At 58.3% G+C, this 19,429-nt stretch carries 30 protein-coding genes and 1 pseudogene; 13 read left to right on the top strand and 18 right to left on the bottom strand.

What is annotated here, in order from left to right:
* Positions 1-6 precede the first annotated feature (6 nt).
* The 17 genes from PMI25_RS27345 to PMI25_RS27425 all read right to left on the bottom strand — a co-directional run bounded on the left by PMI25_RS27345 (position 7) and on the right by PMI25_RS27425 (position 10,346).
* Entirely contained in the window at positions 7-837 is an 831-nt protein-coding gene (locus tag PMI25_RS27345) for a phage head morphogenesis protein (RefSeq protein ID WP_007969411.1), read from the bottom strand.
* A 1-nt stretch (position 838) separates the two neighbouring features.
* Positions 839-2,335, bottom strand: coding sequence for a DUF935 domain-containing protein (locus tag PMI25_RS27350; RefSeq protein ID WP_007969409.1), 1,497 nt, complete (start codon positions 2,333-2,335; stop codon positions 839-841).
* Positions 2,332-3,939 (bottom strand): hypothetical protein, encoded by a 1,608-nt coding sequence (locus PMI25_RS27355; RefSeq protein WP_007969408.1) that lies wholly within the window; start codon positions 3,937-3,939, stop codon positions 2,332-2,334. The genes PMI25_RS27350 and PMI25_RS27355 overlap by 4 nt, the downstream gene beginning before the upstream one ends.
* Complete coding sequence (locus PMI25_RS27360; protein WP_007969407.1) at positions 3,936-4,487, bottom strand: phage protein Gp27 family protein; 552 nt, start codon at positions 4,485-4,487, stop codon at positions 3,936-3,938. The genes PMI25_RS27355 and PMI25_RS27360 overlap by 4 nt, the downstream gene beginning before the upstream one ends.
* Positions 4,488-4,489: 2 nt before the next feature.
* Complete coding sequence (locus PMI25_RS27365; protein WP_007969406.1) at positions 4,490-4,783, bottom strand: VpaChn25_0724 family phage protein; 294 nt, start codon at positions 4,781-4,783, stop codon at positions 4,490-4,492.
* Complete coding sequence (locus PMI25_RS27370) at positions 4,780-5,085, bottom strand: hypothetical protein (RefSeq protein WP_007969405.1); 306 nt, start codon at positions 5,083-5,085, stop codon at positions 4,780-4,782. Before PMI25_RS27370 ends, PMI25_RS27365 begins: the two co-directional genes overlap by 4 nt.
* Positions 5,082-5,297, bottom strand: a complete 216-nt coding sequence (locus PMI25_RS28410; RefSeq protein ID WP_007969404.1) for a TraR/DksA C4-type zinc finger protein — start codon at positions 5,295-5,297, stop codon at positions 5,082-5,084. Before PMI25_RS28410 ends, PMI25_RS27370 begins: the two co-directional genes overlap by 4 nt.
* A 6-nt stretch (positions 5,298-5,303) precedes the next feature.
* Positions 5,304-5,918 (bottom strand): hypothetical protein, encoded by a 615-nt coding sequence (locus PMI25_RS27380; RefSeq protein ID WP_007969403.1) that lies wholly within the window; start codon positions 5,916-5,918, stop codon positions 5,304-5,306.
* A gap of 195 nt (positions 5,919-6,113) precedes the next feature.
* Positions 6,114-6,332, bottom strand: coding sequence for a DUF7940 domain-containing protein (locus PMI25_RS27390; protein WP_007969401.1), 219 nt, complete (start codon positions 6,330-6,332; stop codon positions 6,114-6,116).
* Positions 6,329-6,829, bottom strand: coding sequence for a hypothetical protein (locus tag PMI25_RS27395; RefSeq protein WP_007969400.1), 501 nt, complete (start codon positions 6,827-6,829; stop codon positions 6,329-6,331). The genes PMI25_RS27390 and PMI25_RS27395 overlap by 4 nt, the downstream gene beginning before the upstream one ends.
* Before the next feature lie 110 nt (positions 6,830-6,939).
* The gene (locus tag PMI25_RS27400; RefSeq protein WP_007969399.1) at positions 6,940-7,491 is read right to left on the bottom strand and encodes a hypothetical protein; all 552 of its coding nucleotides are present in this window, start codon (positions 7,489-7,491) and stop codon (positions 6,940-6,942) included.
* Entirely contained in the window at positions 7,475-7,675 is a 201-nt protein-coding gene (locus PMI25_RS29355; protein ID WP_007969398.1) for a hypothetical protein, read from the bottom strand. Before PMI25_RS29355 ends, PMI25_RS27400 begins: the two co-directional genes overlap by 17 nt.
* A 108-nt stretch (positions 7,676-7,783) precedes the next feature.
* Complete coding sequence (locus tag PMI25_RS27405) at positions 7,784-8,197, bottom strand: hypothetical protein (protein ID WP_007969397.1); 414 nt, start codon at positions 8,195-8,197, stop codon at positions 7,784-7,786.
* A 7-nt stretch (positions 8,198-8,204) separates the two neighbouring features.
* Entirely contained in the window at positions 8,205-8,600 is a 396-nt protein-coding gene (locus PMI25_RS27410; protein ID WP_007969396.1) for a hypothetical protein, read from the bottom strand.
* Between the two features lie 78 nt (positions 8,601-8,678).
* Entirely contained in the window at positions 8,679-9,233 is a 555-nt protein-coding gene (locus PMI25_RS27415; RefSeq protein ID WP_007969394.1) for a hypothetical protein, read from the bottom strand.
* Positions 9,234-9,290: 57 nt separating this feature from the next.
* Positions 9,291-9,887: a hypothetical protein gene (locus tag PMI25_RS27420; RefSeq protein WP_007969392.1), complete on the bottom strand. Its 597-nt coding sequence runs from the start codon at positions 9,885-9,887 to the stop codon at positions 9,291-9,293.
* A gap of 3 nt (positions 9,888-9,890) precedes the next feature.
* Positions 9,891-10,346, bottom strand: a complete 456-nt coding sequence (locus tag PMI25_RS27425) for an XRE family transcriptional regulator (protein WP_238547108.1) — start codon at positions 10,344-10,346, stop codon at positions 9,891-9,893.
* A gap of 46 nt (positions 10,347-10,392) precedes the next feature.
* On the opposite strand from PMI25_RS27425, the gene PMI25_RS27430 reads away from it, so the two are divergent.
* The gene (locus PMI25_RS27430) at positions 10,393-10,605 is read left to right on the top strand and encodes a DNA-binding protein (RefSeq protein WP_007969388.1); all 213 of its coding nucleotides are present in this window, start codon (positions 10,393-10,395) and stop codon (positions 10,603-10,605) included.
* Positions 10,606-10,608: 3 nt separating this feature from the next.
* Here PMI25_RS27430 and PMI25_RS27435 read toward each other — a convergent pair whose 3' ends face one another.
* Entirely contained in the window at positions 10,609-10,848 is a 240-nt protein-coding gene (locus PMI25_RS27435) for a hypothetical protein (protein WP_045122205.1), read from the bottom strand.
* Between the two features lie 112 nt (positions 10,849-10,960).
* Here PMI25_RS27435 and PMI25_RS27440 point away from each other — a divergent pair, with 112 nt between their 5' ends.
* The 12 genes and pseudogenes from PMI25_RS27440 to PMI25_RS27500 form a co-directional block, all read left to right on the top strand.
* Complete coding sequence (locus PMI25_RS27440) at positions 10,961-11,440, top strand: hypothetical protein (protein ID WP_007969387.1); 480 nt, start codon at positions 10,961-10,963, stop codon at positions 11,438-11,440.
* Positions 11,437-11,739 carry a helix-turn-helix domain-containing protein gene (locus tag PMI25_RS27445; protein ID WP_007969386.1) on the top strand — a complete coding sequence of 101 codons (303 nt, stop codon included), beginning with the start codon at positions 11,437-11,439 and terminating at the stop codon, positions 11,737-11,739. Before PMI25_RS27440 ends, PMI25_RS27445 begins: the two co-directional genes overlap by 4 nt.
* 10 nt (positions 11,740-11,749) lie before the next feature.
* On the top strand, positions 11,750-12,682 hold the full coding sequence (locus PMI25_RS27450) for a hypothetical protein (protein ID WP_007969385.1): 933 nt from the start codon (positions 11,750-11,752) through the stop codon (positions 12,680-12,682).
* Positions 12,683-12,685: 3 nt separating this feature from the next.
* Positions 12,686-14,461: a DDE-type integrase/transposase/recombinase gene (locus PMI25_RS27455; protein ID WP_007969384.1), complete on the top strand. Its 1,776-nt coding sequence runs from the start codon at positions 12,686-12,688 to the stop codon at positions 14,459-14,461.
* Positions 14,461-15,642, top strand: a complete 1,182-nt coding sequence (locus tag PMI25_RS27460; RefSeq protein ID WP_007969383.1) for an ExeA family protein — start codon at positions 14,461-14,463, stop codon at positions 15,640-15,642. Before PMI25_RS27455 ends, PMI25_RS27460 begins: the two co-directional genes overlap by 1 nt.
* 1 nt (position 15,643) lies before the next feature.
* Positions 15,644-15,961 (top strand): hypothetical protein, encoded by a 318-nt coding sequence (locus PMI25_RS27465; protein ID WP_007969382.1) that lies wholly within the window; start codon positions 15,644-15,646, stop codon positions 15,959-15,961.
* The gene (locus PMI25_RS27470) at positions 15,958-16,440 is read left to right on the top strand and encodes a hypothetical protein (protein WP_007969381.1); all 483 of its coding nucleotides are present in this window, start codon (positions 15,958-15,960) and stop codon (positions 16,438-16,440) included. Before PMI25_RS27465 ends, PMI25_RS27470 begins: the two co-directional genes overlap by 4 nt.
* A complete protein-coding gene (locus PMI25_RS27475; RefSeq protein WP_007969379.1) occupies positions 16,430-17,056 on the top strand; it encodes a DUF3164 family protein in 627 nt (208 codons plus the stop codon). The genes PMI25_RS27470 and PMI25_RS27475 overlap by 11 nt, the downstream gene beginning before the upstream one ends.
* 1 nt (position 17,057) lies before the next feature.
* Positions 17,058-17,747: a DUF2786 domain-containing protein gene (locus PMI25_RS27480; protein ID WP_007969378.1), complete on the top strand. Its 690-nt coding sequence runs from the start codon at positions 17,058-17,060 to the stop codon at positions 17,745-17,747.
* A 183-nt stretch (positions 17,748-17,930) separates the two neighbouring features.
* A complete protein-coding gene (locus PMI25_RS27490) occupies positions 17,931-18,398 on the top strand; it encodes a gp16 family protein (protein WP_007969377.1) in 468 nt (155 codons plus the stop codon).
* Positions 18,395-18,757 carry a Mor transcription activator family protein gene (locus tag PMI25_RS27495; RefSeq protein WP_007969375.1) on the top strand — a complete coding sequence of 121 codons (363 nt, stop codon included), beginning with the start codon at positions 18,395-18,397 and terminating at the stop codon, positions 18,755-18,757. The genes PMI25_RS27490 and PMI25_RS27495 overlap by 4 nt, the downstream gene beginning before the upstream one ends.
* A 125-nt stretch (positions 18,758-18,882) precedes the next feature.
* Positions 18,883-19,137 (top strand): annotated as a pseudogene (locus tag PMI25_RS27500) (DUF6124 family protein); the annotation flags it as partial.
* Positions 19,138-19,429 lie beyond the last annotated feature (292 nt).

The following is a 19,429-nucleotide window of genomic DNA, read 5'->3' on the forward strand; positions in this document are numbered from 1 at the left end:
CGCCTCCTAAGCGGCCGCTTCTTTGCGTTTCAACGCCTCGGCTAGCCCAGTGCCTGGCGCGTGGTTGAAGCCCGGATCGGTGCGGAAGGTAATGGCCCGGCCTTCGGCATCGGTGGTTCGCAAACCTGTAACCGTGGCCGTTCTGATTTCGCCGGTACGCTTGTCCGTGCCGGTTTCGACGGTTTCGGTGAACGACCGGCCGGCGCTCGAAACGACTGTCAGGCCTCGACGTTTTACGGCCGCCTCGGTCAATGCAACCACGCGGCAACGGCAGTTGAACCCGTTGGGCGGGAAGATCGCCGACCAGATCGTGTCATCGTGGCGAAACACTTGGCCGTGCAGCGCCCGGTGACTTGGTCGGGTCTTGCCGTCGAGGATGGCTACGTACATCCAGTACGGGTGCGTCTCGGTAGTTTGTTCCATCTCCGCCTTGCGGCCGGCCATGTAGGCGCTTTGCAGGTTGGTCTGGTAGATCGTCTTGAGCCGGCGCGGGCTGCCCAGTTGCACCAGCTCGCCAACGCCTTCGCTATCGACAATGACCTGTTGCCCCCACCAGCCCTGAGATTCCAGTGTCGGCTGCATATTCGTGATGAACTGCTTGAGCGTCTGGCCGTCCTGTAGCGCGGTTTCCAGCGCCGCCCGAATGTCGGACAGCAGATCGAGGCGCATAGCCTTGGCGACGGTGAAGGCTTGGTCGTGCGCCTGGTCGAGCATGTCCTGCCAGTTCCAGGTAATCGCGTAGCCCTTGAATTTGAGGTAAGCAATTGCCTTCGCGGGTTCAAGGCCAAAAATGGCTTTGAGGTCGGTCGGGCTGAGGCGCTTGTCCGAGGCAGCCATGTCAATCCTCCCGGTCGGCGCTGACGCTCAGCCGGCCCCAGGTATCGGCGATGAACAACAGGTTCGTGAGCTGTTGCTGGAGTGTCTCCGCGTCCATCTGTGGGAACGCTTCGGCCAACAAGCCGAGCGCCTCCGAGTCATCGCGGGCGCGTTGCAAGGCTTCGATGAATGGGGCAACGGCCTGTTCTGCCTGTTGTTGCAGCGCTTCTGCGGGCAGGCTGTCGATAGCCTGGTCGATTGCAATCTGATCCAGCAGCGGCCGCAGGGGCGCCTCGGCGAACTCTGGCGAATCGATGGTGGCCGCCGCCGGTGCAAGATCGCCGTCCTGCAGGTTGTAGGTGCGCTTCCAATACGCATCGGTGAACTTCACGCCGGAATCCGTCAGCGCCTTGTCGCGCTGGGCAAGCGTCTTGTCGATTTCTTCCTGTTCCCACAACTCGTACAACGGCGCCGCCACATCGGAGCCGAAGTTGATGTCGACGACCAAACGAATGCACGCATTCAGTGAGGCCGCAACGATGCCGGCATCGCCGTCGCGAATGTCTTTGGTGACCTCGGCGCCGGCCGTAGCGCTGGCACGGTTGCTGTCTTTTTCGGTGGTCTGGTTTTGGCCGAGCATGGCGACGTTGATTTCGCTCCGGCAGTACTCCAGCAGTTCGCGGTAGACCTCGGCGCTGCCGGCCTTGCCGGCGGCTTCAATGATTTGCACGCTGGAATCGTCCGGGATCGCTGCCACAGCGTCTTGCACCATGGCCTCAAGGCTATCGAGCAGCAAATCAGTTTCGCTATCGGCGGCGCCGCGTGGATGTTTGCCAATGACCCACGGGCTGCCGTATTTCTCGGTGAACTGAACCCAGAACTTCAGGCCGCCTTTCATGAAGGTCGCCGGCCAAAAGCACATGCTCAGATCCGGGAAGCCGTAAGGGTTGGCGTAGGTCGCGTCCTGTCGGGCAACAATGAAGCGCTGCGGGTCGCAAAGCTCGCCGTCTTGGCCCGCTTCCTTGGAACGAAAGCGCAGTTCATTGTCCTTGTCGTAGAAGAACCATTCGGCCGGTTTGCCGAGCAAGTCTTCCGGTACCAGATTCATGCCCACCGGTTTCCACATCAGTTCAACCGGTTGATAGCCGAACAGCGACGCATCGAGCAGCTCGCGAATGATGCGGTCAAGGTCGAGATCGGTGAGCCAATCGCGAATAAAGCGTTCCACCTTGATCGGCGCATCGGCACGCTTGATGCCGCGCTCCAGAGACAGCACTGAAGCCTTTCGACGACGAACGTTGCCACCGACCAATGCCGAGCTGCGGAGGTCGCGGTAAACCGTGATGTCTTTGCCCTGCGCTTTGAGGATCGGGTCAGGGTTGGGCAGGTTGACGCCGCTGGAACCGCTTGTGCTGGAACGGCCACGGGTGGCGATATGTTGATCAAGCGTAGAGCTGCGCTTTGCATCGGCAAAGCTAACGAATTCGGTGGGGCTGACCCACAAGCCTTGCTTGTTCATGCGTACCCCTGAGTGATGCGTTTGCCCTGACGGGGCCGGCGTGATTTGACCGATACCGGGCCTGAGCTGACTTCAAGCGTGGCGAAGTTGGCCAGCGCGCCGGCCCCCGCGAAATCGCCGTGGCGGTAGAGATCCGGGTCTTTGAGGTCTTGTGAGCGGGCTTTAACTATCATCGGGATGCCGTCGACCATTTCAATGGAGCGCACGTCCTGGTGCAGCGAATCATCAAGCGGCAATGTGATTGCTCCGTCCTCGAACAACTGCACGAACTTGGGCATCCACGCGCCGTACCAGGAGCGGCTGATCTTCACCTGCTGGATGCGGTTGCGGCCGAACTCATCGGCCGTTTCTTCGGCCAATGTTTCGCCGCTGCCGGTGGCGTCCAGCGCGGCGCCGACGAAACGCGGCAGCCCGCGCAGGATGTAGAACAGAACCTGCTTTTGCTGCCGGGTTGGCACCTTGTGCATTTCCACTACAAACGGCACATCACGCAGCCGGGATTGATCGACAGACATCGGGCAGATAATGGAGAAGTCGCGGTGCCGGGCGTAGTCCATGCCCAAAAAGTGGCGCAGATCGGGGGCCAACGCGTGCTGCATCAGGGGCGTCAGGTAACGCTCAATCCAGTCATCGACGTAGGCCTCACGGCGGTAGACCGGCTGCAACGTAAAGTCATCGTCCAGCGCTAAGCGCAGAACTTCTCGGCCGGGGCGCATCGCTTCATCAATCCACACGCCGGGAATACATACGCCGTTGCCGTCGCGGGGGATGGCGTCCAGTTCTTCCCGCATCTGCGCCTTACGGGGGCCGTAGGCGTTACGGATTTTCTTGTACCAGGCTTCCTTGTCTTCCGCCGTGGCTTGCTTGCCGGCCATGAAGCACACGCGCTCAAACAATCCGTTGGCCACGGCGTCGTCAAAGGTCGCGCGGTAGACCTCGGCGCTGTCGCCGTAGCGCTTGTCCCGGATGTCGTTGACCATCTGGTTGAACGCGTTGCCCTTACCGTTGTGAGTGCTGATGATGACGATACGGCCACCCCAGATCAGGAGCGCCGTGGCGGCGTCGAGGACGGCGGAAACGTCGCGGTGGAATGCCGCCTCGTCGATGATGACTTTGCCCTGCAGGCCGCGAACGCCTGCCGGGTTACTGGACAGCGCAACGATCTTGAAGCCGGAGGCGTAGCGGATGCGGTAAGCGTTGATCTGCCGGGTGTTGCCGGCTTCGTCCTGGTCATCGAACAGGAACTCTTCAATTTCACTGACGCCGGATGCTTGAGCCTCAGCCATCACACGGCTGAACTTGGCGCAATAGCCGATGAACTCCAGGCCTTTCTCTTTCGTGTCGCCGATGTAGAAGCAGTCCATGCCGCCCGCAGATTTTTGCGAAGCGGCGGTAATGACGGAGTCCAGCGCCTCCGCAAAGGTGATGCCGGTGCGGCGGCCTTTTTCGCAAAGTTTGATCTGAGCTTGTATGCGCAGCCAGTCCACCTGGTGCGCCATCAGAATCCCTTCGGCGATTGGGTTGTAGCCTTCCGGGATCTGACGAACGCTTGGCGGAAGTTCGTCCCACTCGACGACACGCAGGGTGCTGGCCGAGGCTTTCATTGCTTCACGCCCAGGAACGTCTGACGCCAGAACATGGCCTGTTCTTCGGTCATGCCTTTGGCCTTCACGGCGCTATCCAGTTCGGCCGCTTGCTCGCGGAGCAGACGTTCGCGGGCGGCGCGCTCGATGGTCTGCCGTTCCTTCACGCTCATTGTCCGGGCCTCCATGGTGGCCTTGGCGGCTCGGGCAAGTGCGGAGACTTCGGCAATGGTGACCTCGTCCTTTTCATGGGCGCCCATGGCGGCCTGATAGGTCAGCGTCGAGATAGCTTCGACCAACAGCGCGCCGGTCTTGTCCGAAGAGTCCTCGCCGAACGCGCCCACAAACGCCTCGGCCATTTCACGCTGCTGGCGGGCCTTTTCGGTCAGTTCTTCGAACCCCACTTTGAAGCGGCCTAAAGCGCTGCGGCTCGGGGCTTTCTCGTTGGGGAAGCGCGCCCGGATATCGGCCAGCATGTCATCGAGCGTCATGCGGTCATCACGCAGTAACTTTTGGATGTACGCCTTGACCATCGGCGGCAGGCGGTTGATCGAGGATTTGCCCGCCATGGTCAGGCCCCCGGCCGTTTGATGCCTGGAACGCGGGCGCGGCCGGCGGCGATGTCTTGCCCGCGCTCGGTGAGGGTTGCCACCAGCACCGGGCCAACGTCGGAGATGCTGAGGGCGCCTTGCTCAGACAGCCATTGCAGTTCGGTCTTCACCTGATCACGGCTCGCGGTATGGCCGAAGTTATCGAGGGCCGTATTCAGCACCGAGCTGTTGGCGCGGTAGCCGGGCATTTCCACCAACAATCGCAAGATCACCAGTCGCATGTCTTGGCGCAGAAAGTCGGAATATGGGGTCATGTCTTTTCTCGCAGCAGGTAGTCATTGATCCGATCCAGCGAACGGGCTAAAGGGCCAAGCGCATCCTTGACCCCCGACAGTTCGGCGCGTACCGCCTTCATATCGCCCAGCAAGTCGGTCACGGCGGTTTGGTCAGGGAGATGCCGCACATGCTCCTCAAGCGCGACGATCCGGGTGCGCAGTTCCAGCAGTTCTTGGGCGCTCGCCGCTTGGCGTTTGGTGAGCCAGGTGTAGATGCCCAGTACCGTCAGGATCAGCCATTGCACGGTCTGGAAACCGAAGTTCATTTCATTCATGTTCATCGAAAGCCCCGCCGTGTTGAGTGTTTCAGCGCGTCGATACAATCGGCGCAGTGTTCCGTGCCTGGTTCGTTCTGGCGCCGATCCTCGGGGATCGCATCGCCGCAGGTTTCACAGCGGTAGGCCGAAACGCCTGAGCGGATAAACATCTCGCCTTGTCGTACGCGCCTCACTGCTTCTTCGCTGTCGTCTTCCGAAACGTCGCCTACAGCCATATGGCGTCAGTCCTTTTCTCGTAAATCGAGCAGCTCATTGAGCTGGGCGAGGTTGGTACGTGCCCACTCGCCGTAGTCCTGGGCGTGGGCAAGGATGTCTGCCGGAGTGACGCCGCTTTCCAGTAGTTCGGCGTCAGTGCCGGGGGCGGGCCGGGCCGCTTTTTCAGACGCGGAGTCAGCGGCGCCGGATCTTGGGGCGGGCACGCCAAGGGCGGTGTTGTAGTCGCGCAACCAGCCAGCAGTGAACACGCAATGAGGAACGGGCTTAGCCGCAGCGCCAGGCGCCGGAATGTATTGGGTCGTGACATGGGGAATCCGCTCCTGCAGTTGACGTTTTTCTTCGGCGAGTTGGTCGATAGTTGCGTACATCAACGCCTCGGCTTCGTTGACGCGTGCGACTTGCTGAAGCAACAACAGCCGGCTTTCATTCGCCGCTTTTGCGGCCTGTTCCGCTTGTTCGGTTTTGAGGTTCGCGAGGTCTGTGTCCCCCAACGCTTTCGCATAGCTGAAGGCGAAGCCAGCGGTAGCGGCGCCGCCCGCGAGTGCGCTCAACAGGCAGGCGAAGGCAATGGCGAGAATTCGGGCCGAGCGCGGCCAGACAATCTGATCAAGCGCGCCCATGGTGCTGTCTCCGGCGGTTGCGAGACTTCCGGGCGAGGCGTTTCGCGGCGGCGATGCCGGTCTTACCCCGGCGGCTAAAAGGGATGATTTGCGGGCCGCCCCACGTTCCGAGGGTTTGATAAGTGGCGGCCCAGGTATGGCCACATAACAAGCCGGCAAGTAGCGCGCCCAAGGCCCGGCCAAACAGGTTCAGCCTCATTTGAGCGCCTCCTGATCTGGGCCTTGCTTGATTAAGCGGGCAATGAACAGAACCAATGCCAAGCCGCTGTTCAAGGCCGCGTATGCTTTGGGCGAAAGCTGCTCCTGCCACATCGGCAACAGTTCCAGTTGCGCTAGACCGAAGAACGCAATCAGCAACCCGAGCTGGACGCTGTAGAGCTTGTAGCAGCGGCGCCAGTCGCAGATGAGCCTCATGCGGAGGCCCTCACGCTTTGGCCGTGAGTGGCGCCGCGCTCGATGCCGGCAAGGGACAACCCTTCAGCAATCAGGCTATCGCCGTACCAGCCCCCGCCGGGCAGTGGGCCGGGGCCGTTCTCATGGCGGATGATTGCCGGCACCAATAAGCGCATGACGTCAAAGTCGTAGACGTCCACGCCTTCAAAGTTCGGGGCGAGGCCCAGAGCGCGGGCCACCGTAAGAACGTAGGCCTCGGTGTTGTTTTCGGATGGCGGCGCCCAGCGTTCGATGATTTCGCGCACGGAATCAATTCGGCTTCCGTCTGCGGCTTGGCGCTTGTCCTGGTAGGTAATCAGTACGCGGGCGATGGCGCGGATACCCCAGCGCGGTCCGTTGAACTGAACGAAGTTGGAGTCGGTTTGAGTTGCCGCCATGCCCTGCCAACGCACGCCTTTAGCGTGGCGAATATTGCCGGGATTGAAGTTGCGGATGCCGCGAGGGTTTTCGGGTCGCATGGGCGCCTCCTGTAACGGCGCCGCTGTTTTCGGGCGCCAGAAATACACACGCCGCCATCATGGGCGGCGTGGTACAGGAGGGCTTTTAATCGAGTTTAAAGAGGTTTTGCTTAAGTCTTGGTTTTGTCTGCGACCTTCTTGAGCGAATGGGCACAGATATCGAAATACGGTGAGAAGAAACGTTGCAGAGGCCCAATCGGTACGTACTGATCCGCGTCACCGTCATCTGCGCGCAGCTGATCGTTGTGGCAAATACAGTTGAGCACATGCAATACAGGTGGCTCGTCCGCCTCGATGCTCAATCTATCAGCAGTGATAGATAGCAAAAGCGCTTCGGAGGCGGGTTGCAGCATGCGCCGCTCAAGCTCGACATACCTACGCATAAAGTCACTGTGGTCGCGAGCGCGGATCGCACTCCCCAGTACAAGATTTGCAGCCCCAAGAAGAGCAACGACGGCGGAAGTCCAGAGCGCCAGGACTTTTGTTTCCGGCCCCTGAAGTACTCCAACAAATGCCGTTGATCCAAGCACTAACGATGCGATATTGGAGAGGCGGTCGATACGGTCAAAAAAACCTCGCCTGCACTGATGATAACGGGAGGATCTGCGAATGCCGAAAAGCATGTTGTCCCAGCGGGTTTGAAGGTCAGCACTGGTTACCATCTCCGCCTCCACTGCTGCGACCGGGCTTTTTCGAGGGTGGAGAAACAGTATCCACTACGCCCGGGAAGCCTGGCTTATGGCGAATTTCACCGTTGCTTGATCGCTGCTTTCCATTGTCGTTGGTCACCTGATGCTTGTCTTTCCCTCCGGGTTCTTGGCCTTTATCGGTTTTATTCTTTGCCATTTTTGAACGCTCCCTAGCTTGATTATCTGGTGATTTACGTATTTTGTTTTTTTAGCAGTACACAACAACCGAAACTAGCGAGCTACAACTTGAACAGGCAGATCAACTCTAGCGCTTGGCCCTTCTAAACCGTAGCACACTGCTGATTTCTTTCAGATCTGCATCTAACTCAGAGATAGTCGTAGCGGCGGCTTGCCGTATCAAGTGCAACCACAGTGCGGAGCCAGTGAGCACAACGGTAAAACAACCAAAACCAACCCATTTGGCGGTGCTGATTTCGCCAATAAGGCCATCAATCTTGAGCATGTACCAACCCCAGACGCCAAACGCCATGCAGGCCAGCAAAAGCAGCAGTGCGGCCGGATTGATCCATTGCCTGAGGAACGCGCCGCGCCGCTCTCTCTTGTACTCGGCCATAACGCGTTTCAATTCATCATTGGACAGCTGATCCCATTTCGGGTGGTTGATGATGTTCTTGCCCGCAACCTGACCGATGCTGCCGTTAAAAATTTGATGTCCCATGAAAACCTCAGCTCCAGCCACGGCGGTGTTGAAAGATCTCGACGTAGTCGATGCATTCCCGATAGGTATAAACCAGCCGACCATACTTTCTTTGCTTGGGAAGGAAGAGAATGTACGGCACCAGAACCCCAAATAGCATGGTTGCCGGGATCACCAGATGGTGTGTAAATGCGATTCCAGAAAACAGCTCTATGAGGAATGTCACCGCGCCGAAGGTCATCCATCCAGTGAGCGGGTTGAAGAATATTCTTTTACGCGCATCTGCCAGACGCTCACGCAATTCAATCAGCAACTGAGCCACTTCTTCACGACTTTTATCAGCCAAACCGTCCATATCAAAGTTATTGATGATATTGCCGCCAGCCACTTGCCCGACTTCGCCATTGAATGACTGATTTCCCATGTTCACTCTCTTCGTTTGTTTGCCTGTAGCGATTCAGCAAAAGACGGGATAGTCCGTCGCCCAGAGGCCTCGTGTTAGTCAGCTTTTGCAGTGGGCTGGTTTAGGTTTCTCAACGAGTTCCTTAGTCTCGGAGTCAACCGTGAAGACCGTGAGGCACTCTCGGCCTCCGCCAAACTTTTTCTTAAGATCCGCATCACTTTCAGCGGCGGCCTTCGCTGCAATCACAGGGTCTGAGGACTGGAGACACTCATCTCGCTTTGCCTGAAACTCACTGAGGGCGTCCCTGATTGAACCAGGTCTCTGCTCAATGCCACCCTTGTAAGCCGCAAACAACTGAGCATTCCACCAAGTGCGGGAAAAATTACCTGCGATGCCGCAACTCCCAAGCGGCTCAAAGATTGTGGTGCCGAATTGGCTTTCCCCTGAAGCTACCAGCGCGGAAAAACGCTTACTGTGGGCAGTGATAGCGGCCGGATCTCCGCGTTTCAGGATGGCAACGCCATCAGTCATGGCTTTGCTCAGGGCGTTCATTTGTTGCGTGGCCTGCTTCAGTGACTCAGGGCTTGCATCCTTAAAAGGTTCCGCCTGCGCAACTGCGGCCACCAAAAACAACACACCAAAAACTCTTTTCATCAATCACGCTCCCTGCAGAAATGACTTTTCAACTTTCGATCTGAACAGAAAACCTGTTCAGAAAAAAATCCCACCGATCAACACGCCTAGACAAAACAGTACGGCTGCGTTTTGTTTGTGTACAACGAGGAACTCGCGAATCGAGACAACTCCTATCCCGACTACCGGCGCCGCTGGTGGCATTACAGGCTGGAAGCCCTGAACGAACTCTAAGGTTTGCTGGAGCTGCGGTTTCTGAAGGTTTTCTAGATGAGTGCGGCCGAAGTTCAACTCACAGAAATTGTTCATTTCGGTCTTTGCATCTTTCTCGGCTACGACCCGCAAGACCTTACCCACCAGTCGGCGTTTATCTGCCTTTTCTTGTAAGAATTCCAACCTTGCCTGCATCACGCTTCGTGCGTGAACGAACTGCTCTGAGGTGATTTCGCTAATCGAGGTCACCCCGAGCTGAGCGTGAACTCTACGCCAAACGTCACGTGGATCAGCCCCCAGCTCCTCGCACTTTGCGCGCAGCTCATGTAGCTCTTTACGCTGAGCAGACACTAAGCCTCGAACCTCTACCTTGTCATTGTTAACAAGACTGATGTTGACGCCGAAATTGGTGATGTCGCCCCCGGCCACTTGGCCCACGCCGCCATGAAAATCCTGCTTCATGGGTTACTCCTTTGTTTTCACATCCCCAACATTGAAGGTAACGCCTGACTTGTTGGTGATGTTGCCGGCCACCGACTGGCCCACCGACCCGTGAAACGTTTGGTTTACCTGAGCAGAACCTGCGGTCACGGCTGCTATAGCCGCAGCCTTCACTGCCAATGGCGCGGATCTGAATCGTTCAAGCAACTCAGTTTCGTCCGCGGTGAGCGAGCCGGCAGATCGCTCGCCAGTAACGATATACAGCGTATCCACGCCTATTTTCGCAAGTGCGGCCAAGTAGTCCGCGCCGGGAAAACGTTCGCCTTGCTCGTACTTCAATTGAGCAAGCTTCTTCACGCCCCCGACGGCTCCAATAGCTGACTGGCTATAGCCCAGCCGTTCGCGCTCTTCCCTGAGGCGTTCTCCGATATTCAAAAGCACACCTCTGCTATTGACAGGTATCTTTTTAGATACCATCATGATTGCCACATAACCCAATTATCTTTGCATCACAGGAGCCACCACCATGGCCACCCATGCCAAAGCCCTAACCGCCGACCAAGTGAAAGAAAACTTTCGTCAGGTCGGCAAAACCATTACCGAATGGGCTACCGAAAACGGCTACACCCGAAACGAGGTGTACCGCGTCCTCAATGGCCAAGCAAAAGCCAACTACGGCAAAGCGCATGAAATCGCCGTAAAGCTCGGCCTCAAACGATCAGTAGCGATGGCGGCGTGATGATTACCCTCCAGCGGAAATCCTGCGGATATCACGCGCTTCGGCCAACTGATCGCACAGCCAGGCAAGTGTTTTGGTTGCCTCTGCCTCAATCGGTTGACCCGGCCACTGAACAGGCTTTAACGCTCGGTCAATACGCCCCGGTGCTACAAGCCCGTCAACCTCAAGAATTGCAGCAAGGCGTAACCAACCCTGCGCCAGTGCGTTCACTTGTGCCTCTAGCCTTTCAATCCGGTCGGTCATTTCTCATGTCCAAGTTTGCGAATGTACCCGAAAACATTGCACCCGCAGTAATCCTTTTGCCTATGTGCAAAACGGATTTTTATTTGGAAGACGCCCTTGTAGGAACATTCCAATGAGCCGCCGCCGCTGGAAAAACCTACAGCCGACGTCCCTGCGCCACGCCCTTGAGCTATGTAAGGACTTCGCTAAGGAAATCCAAAACAAAAACGTGGATCGGATCGCCGATGAAATGGGCGTTGCGGATCACTGGTCGGTCTACAAATGGTTACAAACTGGCCGCATGCCGGCCAACCTGATTCGGCCCTACGAACGTGCTTGCGGCTGCGATTACGTCACCCGCTGGATTGCCGCCAGCGCCGGGCAGTTGACCATTGCTATCCCCACAGGCCGGAACTGCACCGCGCAGGACACGCAGGCCCTGCAGGAAGTACTAACCACGGCGGCGGGCAAGCTGTTGGCTTTCTACGCGAAGAACTGCGACGCCGATGAAACCTTGGCCGCGATACAAGCCGCGATGGAAGGCCTCGCTTGGCATCGGGGCAACGTCAGCCAAACCCAAACACCACAACTTGAACTGGAGGAGCGGCCATGACCCGCACCGCATCCAGCGCGGGCCGCGTGCTGCGCGTTCTAAAAGCATTGAAAGGCCACACGGTCACCGGACTCAGCAACGCCGAACTGGCTCAGATAGCCGGTGATAGCCCGAGCAACGTCACTCGGGCGATGCAGGTTCTGATCGAGGAAGGCCTTGCGGTGAAGCTCGACAACGGCCGCTTTGCCCACTCCATCGTGATGCTGCAGATCGCACAGGCACACGTCGAACACATGGCTGGCGTGAATCGCCGCATGAATGAAATCACTCAGCGGGTCGCCGCTGGCTCGCAGATCTAAGGAGAACCGCATGGCACGTACAAAAACTCAACCCGTAGACAGCCCGGAACTGCCTGTTCTGGACGGCGAAATGTTGACCGCGAATCAGAACGCAATGGCCTCCCTCCAGGCATCGCATAGCGATGAGCGTGACCTCGTTAATCAGCTACTCGGCCAAGCACAGATGGCCGAATCCTTTGCAAAATTTTCGCTGACGGTCAGCACTTCTAAACTCGCCTACGTCAAGGAAACCAAGCTTTATCGGGGTTTGAGCGGGAAGAAAACTGCTGACGGTCAGCAGTTCGCGGGCACTTGGGACGAGTTCTGCTCATTGCTTGGCCGTTCGCGCCAGCAGGTCGATGAAGACATTGCCAACCTTCGTACCCTCGGCGAAGCCGCGCTTGATTCGATGTCACGCATGGGCATCGGTTACCGCGAACTGCGCCAATACCGCCGCCTCCCGCCAGACGAGCAAGCCGCGCTGATTGAGATAGCCAAGGCCGGAGATAAGGAAGCATTTCTAGACCTTGCAGAAGAGGTCATTGCCAAACACGCCAAAGAAAAAGAGGCACTGACTCAGCGGCTTGATGACGTCAACGCCGACTACGAAGCCCAAGGCGAAGTCATGGCGAAGAAAGCCAAAGAGCTGGATAGCGCCAAGCAGGAGCTGGAGAAAAACCGCAAACGCATCCAAACCGCCACGCCGGACGATGTCATCAAAGATTTGCGCGCCGAGGTCGTAGACATCCAGTTTGAGATCGAGGCCAAGATCCTCGGCGAATTGCGTGACGGATTCGCTCAAATGGCCGAACACGGCGCCGCAAACGGGGCAGACCACAGGGGATATCAGGCAGATCTGATCCGGCAATTAGAGGTCACCCTCGCCACCGTCCGCAGCGAATTCAACCTCCCCGAACACGCCGAAGGCAGCGCCCCGGTGTGGATGACGGCGCCCGAGGCTTAAGCCATGAATCCGGTACAAGTCCAGCAGTTGGCCCAAATCGCCCAACGCGCCGAGAACGCCCCGCACGGCCAGCGTACCGCCGTTTACCAGGCGGGCGCGGCCGAGCTGGGTGTGTCCCTTCAAACCTTGCAGCGCAAGCTGAAGGAGATTCGTGTGGCAAAGCCCCGCAAGCGCCGCAACGACGCCGGGTGCAGCGCGCTGCCGATTGACGAAGCCCGGAAGATATCGGCTGTGTTGCTGGAGTCGATCCGCGCCAACAACAAACAGTTGTCCACCATCGAGCGGGCCGTGGAACGGCTACGCAGTAACAACATGATCGTGGCCGGCCGCGTGGATGAACAAACAGGCGTGTTCCGGCCGTTGACCAACGGCGCGATCAGCCGGGCACTACGTGCCTACAAATTACACCCCGAGCAGTTGTTGCACGACGCCCCGGCGGTGTCGCTGGCCAGCAAGCACCCAAACCACGTTTGGCAGGTGGACGCGTCGATCTCGACTCAGTTCTACCTGGCAGATGACGGGGCGCGGGTGATGAACAAGGCCGAGTTCTACGACGGCAAGCCCGGCAACCTGAAGAAGATCGAACGTCAGCGGCTGTGGCGCTATGTGATTACAGATCACACCAGCGGCACGTTGTACCTCGAGTACGTCCTCGGCGCCGAATCGGCAGAGAACCTGTGCAATGTCCTGATCAACGCAATGCAGAAGCGCGGCGAATCTGACCCATTCCACGGCGTGCCATGGATTCTGATGACCGACCCCGGCGCGGCCATGACCAGCGGTATTTTCCGTAACCTCTGCCGCGCCATGTCCATTGACCTGATCATCAACCAGGTCGGCAACGCTCGGGCGAAGGGCCAAGTTGAACAGGCTCACAACATCGTCGAACGGGAATTCGAAAGCGCGCTCAAGTTTCAGGCGGCGGAAAGCCTGGAGCAGATCAACGCGTGGGCCGGCCAGTGGATGCGGTACTTCAACGCAACTTCCGTCCATACCCGCACCCGGCGTACCCGGTACGGCGTCTGGCAGTTGATCCGGCAGGAACAACTGCGCCTTGCGCCAAGCGTTGAGATTTGTCGAGAGCTGGCCGTCAGCACGCCGGAATACCGCAAAGTCAGCAACCTGCTGCGTGTTTCGTTCCGTGGCGTTCAGTTCGATGTCAGCTCTGTGCCAGAGGTGATGGTAGGCGAAAAGCTGCTGATCACCCGCAACTGCTGGCGCGACAAAGACACGGCAATCGCCGTGTTGATCGGGGCCGATGGCCGCGAGAACTATCACGTCGTCGAGCGGATCGGGCTGGATGAGTTCGGCTTTGCTGAAACCTCCGCGACCATCGGCGAAACGTACAAGCGCCACGCCGAGACGCCGGCCCAGTTGTCTCGCAAAGTGCTGGAGCAAATCGCTACCGGCACCACCAATCAGGCGGACGCCGAAGCGGCCCGCAAAGCCAAGGCCGTTCCGTTCGGCGGCCTGATCGATCCGCACAAACACGTTAACGACACAGTGCTGCCGGCCTACATGCCACGGCGCGGCACCAGCCTCAACGTCAACGCCCCAACTGTCGAGCTTGTCCCACTCAGCCACGTCGAAGCCGCCAAGCTTCTGCGCCCGCGCCTGGGCAACCTCTGGACGGCGGAAACGTTTGGTTGGCTACAGCAGCGTTACCCGGAAGGAGTTCCCGAAGAGCAGCTCGACGCCGTAGAGGCTGAGCTGAAACGACCTGTCGAGGTCATGCGCAAACCGTTCAGCCTGGTGCTGGCAGCGGTTGGAGGTGAGTGATGTTGAAACTGAAGCATGTTTTGCAGGGGGTGGGCCGCCCTCAATCGGCCTTGGCCGAATCGCTGGGCCTCAGCGGCGCCACCGTCGCCCAGCTGCTGAACCACGGCCAATGGCCGCGCAGTCTGGACAGTGACGAATTACAGGGGCGCATTCGTGTGTTCCTGACCGAATCCGGCGCGAATGACGCTGATATCGCCAACGCATTTGAAGAAGTGGATCTGCCGTGCGCCAACACGGCAGATCCGGCCCTTAAGAAAGAGCCGTCCGGGGAGGACGAACCTATGTTACTGCCAAAACAGACCATTCAGCCAAATACCCGCAAAGCATTCAGCCTGTTCCGCGACCCGTTCGACGAGTTGCAGTGCGCTCAGGACATGTGGGTCAGCCCGGATATTCGCTATGTGCGGGAGGTGATGTACCAAACCGCTCGCCACGGCGGCTTCCTCGCGGTCGAGGGGGAATCGGGCGCGGGGAAAAGCACGCTTCGGCGCGACCTGGTGAACCGCATCGCCGAAAACAACGACCCGGTGATCATCATTGAACCCTACGTGCTGGCGTCTGAGGATAACGACACCAAAGGCAAATCCCTGAAAAGCACGCACATTGCCGAATCGATGATGGCCGCCGTTGCACCGCTGGCCAAACCTAAGAGCAGCCCTGAGGCGCGATTCGCTCAATTGCACAAAGCGTTGAAGGAATCCCACGCCGCCGGCTACCGCCACTGCCTGGTCATCGAAGAGGCCCACAGCCTGCCGATTCCCACGCTCAAGCACCTCAAGCGCATCCTTGAGCTGGAAGTCGGGTTCACCAAACTGGTCAGCATCATCATGATCGGCCAGCCGGAGCTGGGCGTGAAGTTGAGCGAACGAAACGCCGATGTGCGCGAGGTTGTTCAGCGCTGCGAGCGGGTCACCCTTACGCCGATTGAAACCTCCCGGCTGGAAGAGTTTCTGAAATTCCGCTTTGACCGGGCCGGCAAACCGCTCGCCGAAGTCATCGACGAAAGCGGCATTCAGGCAATCGCGGCGCGCCTGTCTCAGCCAAAGCGTAGCGGCGGCCGTGATGAAACGGTGTCGCTGCTGTACCCGCTGGCCATCGGCAACTTGATAATCGCGGCGATGAATCTCGCCGCCCAACTGGGTGTGCCAATCGTCACCGCTGACGTAGTGAAGGGGGTGTGAGATGGCCGCCCTACATCTCGTACCTTCGGCCCCGGCTCAGCCGCTGAGCATCCTCACCGAGGAATTCCCGAAAAAGCTGGCCACCTTCAATGATCTGACCCGCGACATGCGTGAGGCCGGAATTGTGATCAAGGCATTGGTGCTAGTGGACAACAAGATTTTTGTTGACCCCGATAGCCTTGAACTTCTGGCGCGGCGCTTTGGGCATGAGCTTCGCGGTATGCGTTGCAACGCCGAGGGGCGGCTTTCGCGCAATACGGCATCGATTCGGGGCGTCGGCGTTGTCTGGTTCACCTTGGTCAAGGAGCAGGACAAATGAGCCAGTCACTGAACGCCTCGATTGAGGCCTTGCAAGACGCTGTATGGACGGAATTGCCGACCATGTCCTGGGCAGATGCAATGAAGCACGTTTCAACGGTGCTTGAGCATGTGCACCGCCCATCCGCGCCGGCCGAGCATCTGTCGGCGGCCAGCGCCGCCATAGCTGAAAGCCGGTTTTACGATGCCGGCCGGCATCTTCGCCGCGCATTGATCGCTCTGGACATTCGTACCGGCGAACGCGTTGTGCGTCAGGCCGAGCTGCTGGACGCCTTCGACCAGGCGCACGCCGTGATGCCATTCCTGTGGCTGGAGATTGGCTACAACCGGATCAGTGATTGGCTGGTGACCGTGGCCGACAAATCAGGCGGCGTTGAGCGCGTGATCGTACAGGTCGGCGGCTTGGGCGCTGATGAAACTTGCCGGGTGGCTGCGCAACAGCTGCGCCAACTTCTTGAGGGTAAAACCAATGACCAGTAATGATGCTCTGCAAATACCGCCGGGCTACCGCGTCGACGCCCTCGGCCGCATGGTGCCCGAAGCATCGATCAAGCCTACGGATCTACTGCGCGACAAGGTGGTGATCGAAGCCGTTGACCAGGCCATGGCCATCAGCGCGATGTTGCTCAAGTTCAAAGCGCATGTTTTCGGTGAAATTGACGCGCTGCTGCAGATCAGCAAAGAGCAGTACGGCGTTGTGTCGCGTGGCACGAAGGGCAATCTGACCCTGATCAGCTTCGACGGGCGCTACAAGCTGATGCGCGCCAACCAGGATCAGATCGAATTCAACGAACACCTTCAGTCAGCCAAGGCGCTGCTTGATGAGTGCGCGCATGAATGGACGGCCAACTCCCACCCCGGCGTCAAAGTGTTGATCAATGACGCATTCCGGGCTGACCGCAACGGGGAGCTGCGTACCGCCCGAATCCTGTCGCTGCGCCGCCATGACATTGATGACCCACGCTGGAAAAAGGCGATGGAGGCCATCGGCGATGCGATCCAGGTCGCGGGCAGCCGCAGCTATATCCGCTTTTACAAGCGCGTTGGCGATACCGACCGTTACGAAGCCATCCCACTTGATTTGGCGGGGGTCTGACATGGACAACAACCGCACGCTGGAGAAGATCAAAAAGTGTCTGGAGATGGCGAAGTCCAAAACCAGCAACCCGCACGAGGCAGAAATCGCGCTGCGCCAAGCCCATAAATTGATGGAGTTGTACAACCTCGAAATGGGCGACGTACTTGCAAGCATGGCGGGGCAAGCCTCCGTTCTGGCGGGGTCTGAAGGCTCGCCGCCGGCTTGGCGGGTCAGACTTGCGCAGGTCTGCGGCCTCGCGTTCGGCACACGGTTGATCATAACCACCAGTGTTCTGGGCGCGGCTCGCTTTGTCTTCATCGGCTGCGCCGCAGCGCCTGAACTCACTGGATACGCTTACCAGGTATTGGAGCGGCAGCTACAGAAGGCACGGCGCGAATATCTGAAATCTCAGAAACGCTGCAAACGCGCCACGAAAGTCGCTCGCGGTGATGCCTTCGCAAATGCCTGGATCGATGCGGTGCATTCCAAAATTGAAGCCTTCGCGGGTGTCGAAGACAACATTGCTGACGCGGTTGAGGCCTACATGGCGAAGAACTACCCGGAACTCGAAAGCGTCGAATTGAAGCGCCGTAAGCTCAAGGCGCGTGATGAAGTCGCGGCCGACGCCGGCTACGCGGCAGGCAAGTCAGCGCAATTGCATCAGGCGGTAAACCATAGTCCCCGCGCTCGTTTGACGATGGGGGTCTGACATGATCACTACAAGCACAGGGAAACTCACTTCAGGCGTGTTGGAGTTCCAGTCGGTCTGTGATCAGTGTCAGCGGCCTCGCGTCGTGGGCAACCACATTAAATGCAGCAAGACCCGGCAGCGGATCCACGCGGCACGGAATGAGCGGCAAGATGGCACGCGGTCGCGGCCGGGAGGTGCCAAGTGAAAAAAGCGCCTGCCAACCCAGCCCGGCTGCCTTTGATCAAGCTGATCCATGTTGCTCGGCGCGAAATGCGGATGGATGACGACACCTTCCGCCTGATGTTGGCCAGCATGACAGGATTGGATGGCGCGACGTCCTCCGCTGACTTGAGCGTTCCAAACCTTCACCGGGTGTTGGAACAACTCAAGCAGCGCGGGTTTACGGTTCGTCCAAAAAAGGCGCAGCAACGCCCGAAGGCGGACGACGCCCAGTCGCGGAAAATCCGGTCACTATGGCTGACCTTGCACGGCCTCGGTGCGGTGCGCGATCCGTCCGAGGAAGCTCTGGCGAAGTTCGTTCTGAACATGACTGGCGTTAACGCGTTGCAGTGGCTCAAGGGTTCCCAGGCTAGTCGCGTCATCGAAAACCTGAAGCAATGGCAGCAGCGCATCGAACAGGCCCCGGCCGCCGTACAGGAGGGTGTATGACAGAGTTCAGAAGTAAAGGCCCGGAACTGCTGACCGATCTCACCGAACATATTGCGGTCGCGCTCGTTGAATTGGTATCGATGGAAGAAGCCGCCGCTCGTCATGTGGCGCAAGAGGTCTCTGACCGCATGGCGGCGCACTGGGGCGGTCAGAACCTGTATTTCCCGATGGGACTATCGGTCAAGTTGAGCCGCCGTGATCGCCAGATCTACGACGAATTCAATGGCACCAACCACAGCGAGCTGGCGCGCAAGTACGCCGTATCGCTTCAGTGGATTTACAAGATCGTCAAGGCAGTGCGAAAGGACGAGATAGCGCGCCGTCAAGTTGATATGTTTGCCCCGCTCACTGGCGACTGAGCGGGGCGTCTTCTTATTGCACTGGCTGCAACTGAATTACACAATCCATCCCAACCTGTGCCAGCCTATCCCGGATTGGCCCAGGTTTATCTCACGTTCCCCTTGGTATTTATCTCAGTCCTGAACACCTCGCACCCGCAAACATCATGGCAACCCCCTACACCCCCAGCAGCATGTTTATGGTCAACCCGCAAACCGATACTGAATCCCTGCTGGCCAACGCCTGCGAATCTCTGGCCTCGGCCACGGTGATGCTCGGTGATTTCGCCGGGACGCTGGAGGGGCCGAGTCGCAATACGGTGTTGGGTATCGCGCAAGTGGTGATGCTGGGAGAATTGGCGGTGAATCAGGCGCTGGATAATGTTGTGCCAAAGGAATAGGCACCAGCATTTGTGGCCTCATTGCGAGCAGGTTTTGCACGCGGCGGATAATGCGGAAATACAACGGGGGCGGATCATTTGATCCGCCCCTCCCTTAAGGCGCAAAAGTAGGTGACCTAAAAATCGTATTCATAAGTTCATTGTTTGTGAATAAGATTGCAGCTTGTGGAGTGTCCTGCAGGAAAATGCACTGATATTGCAGGAGGCGCCGCAGGCTTCAATTTTTTTTGAGTTTGATTATCTTTATTTGTCTGGGCTCTTTAGTGCTCTATTAAGAAATAGTCGTTAAGAA

The sequence above is a fragment of the Pseudomonas sp. GM30 genome (assembly GCF_000282275.2).
Taxonomy (GTDB): domain Bacteria; phylum Pseudomonadota; class Gammaproteobacteria; order Pseudomonadales; family Pseudomonadaceae; genus Aquipseudomonas.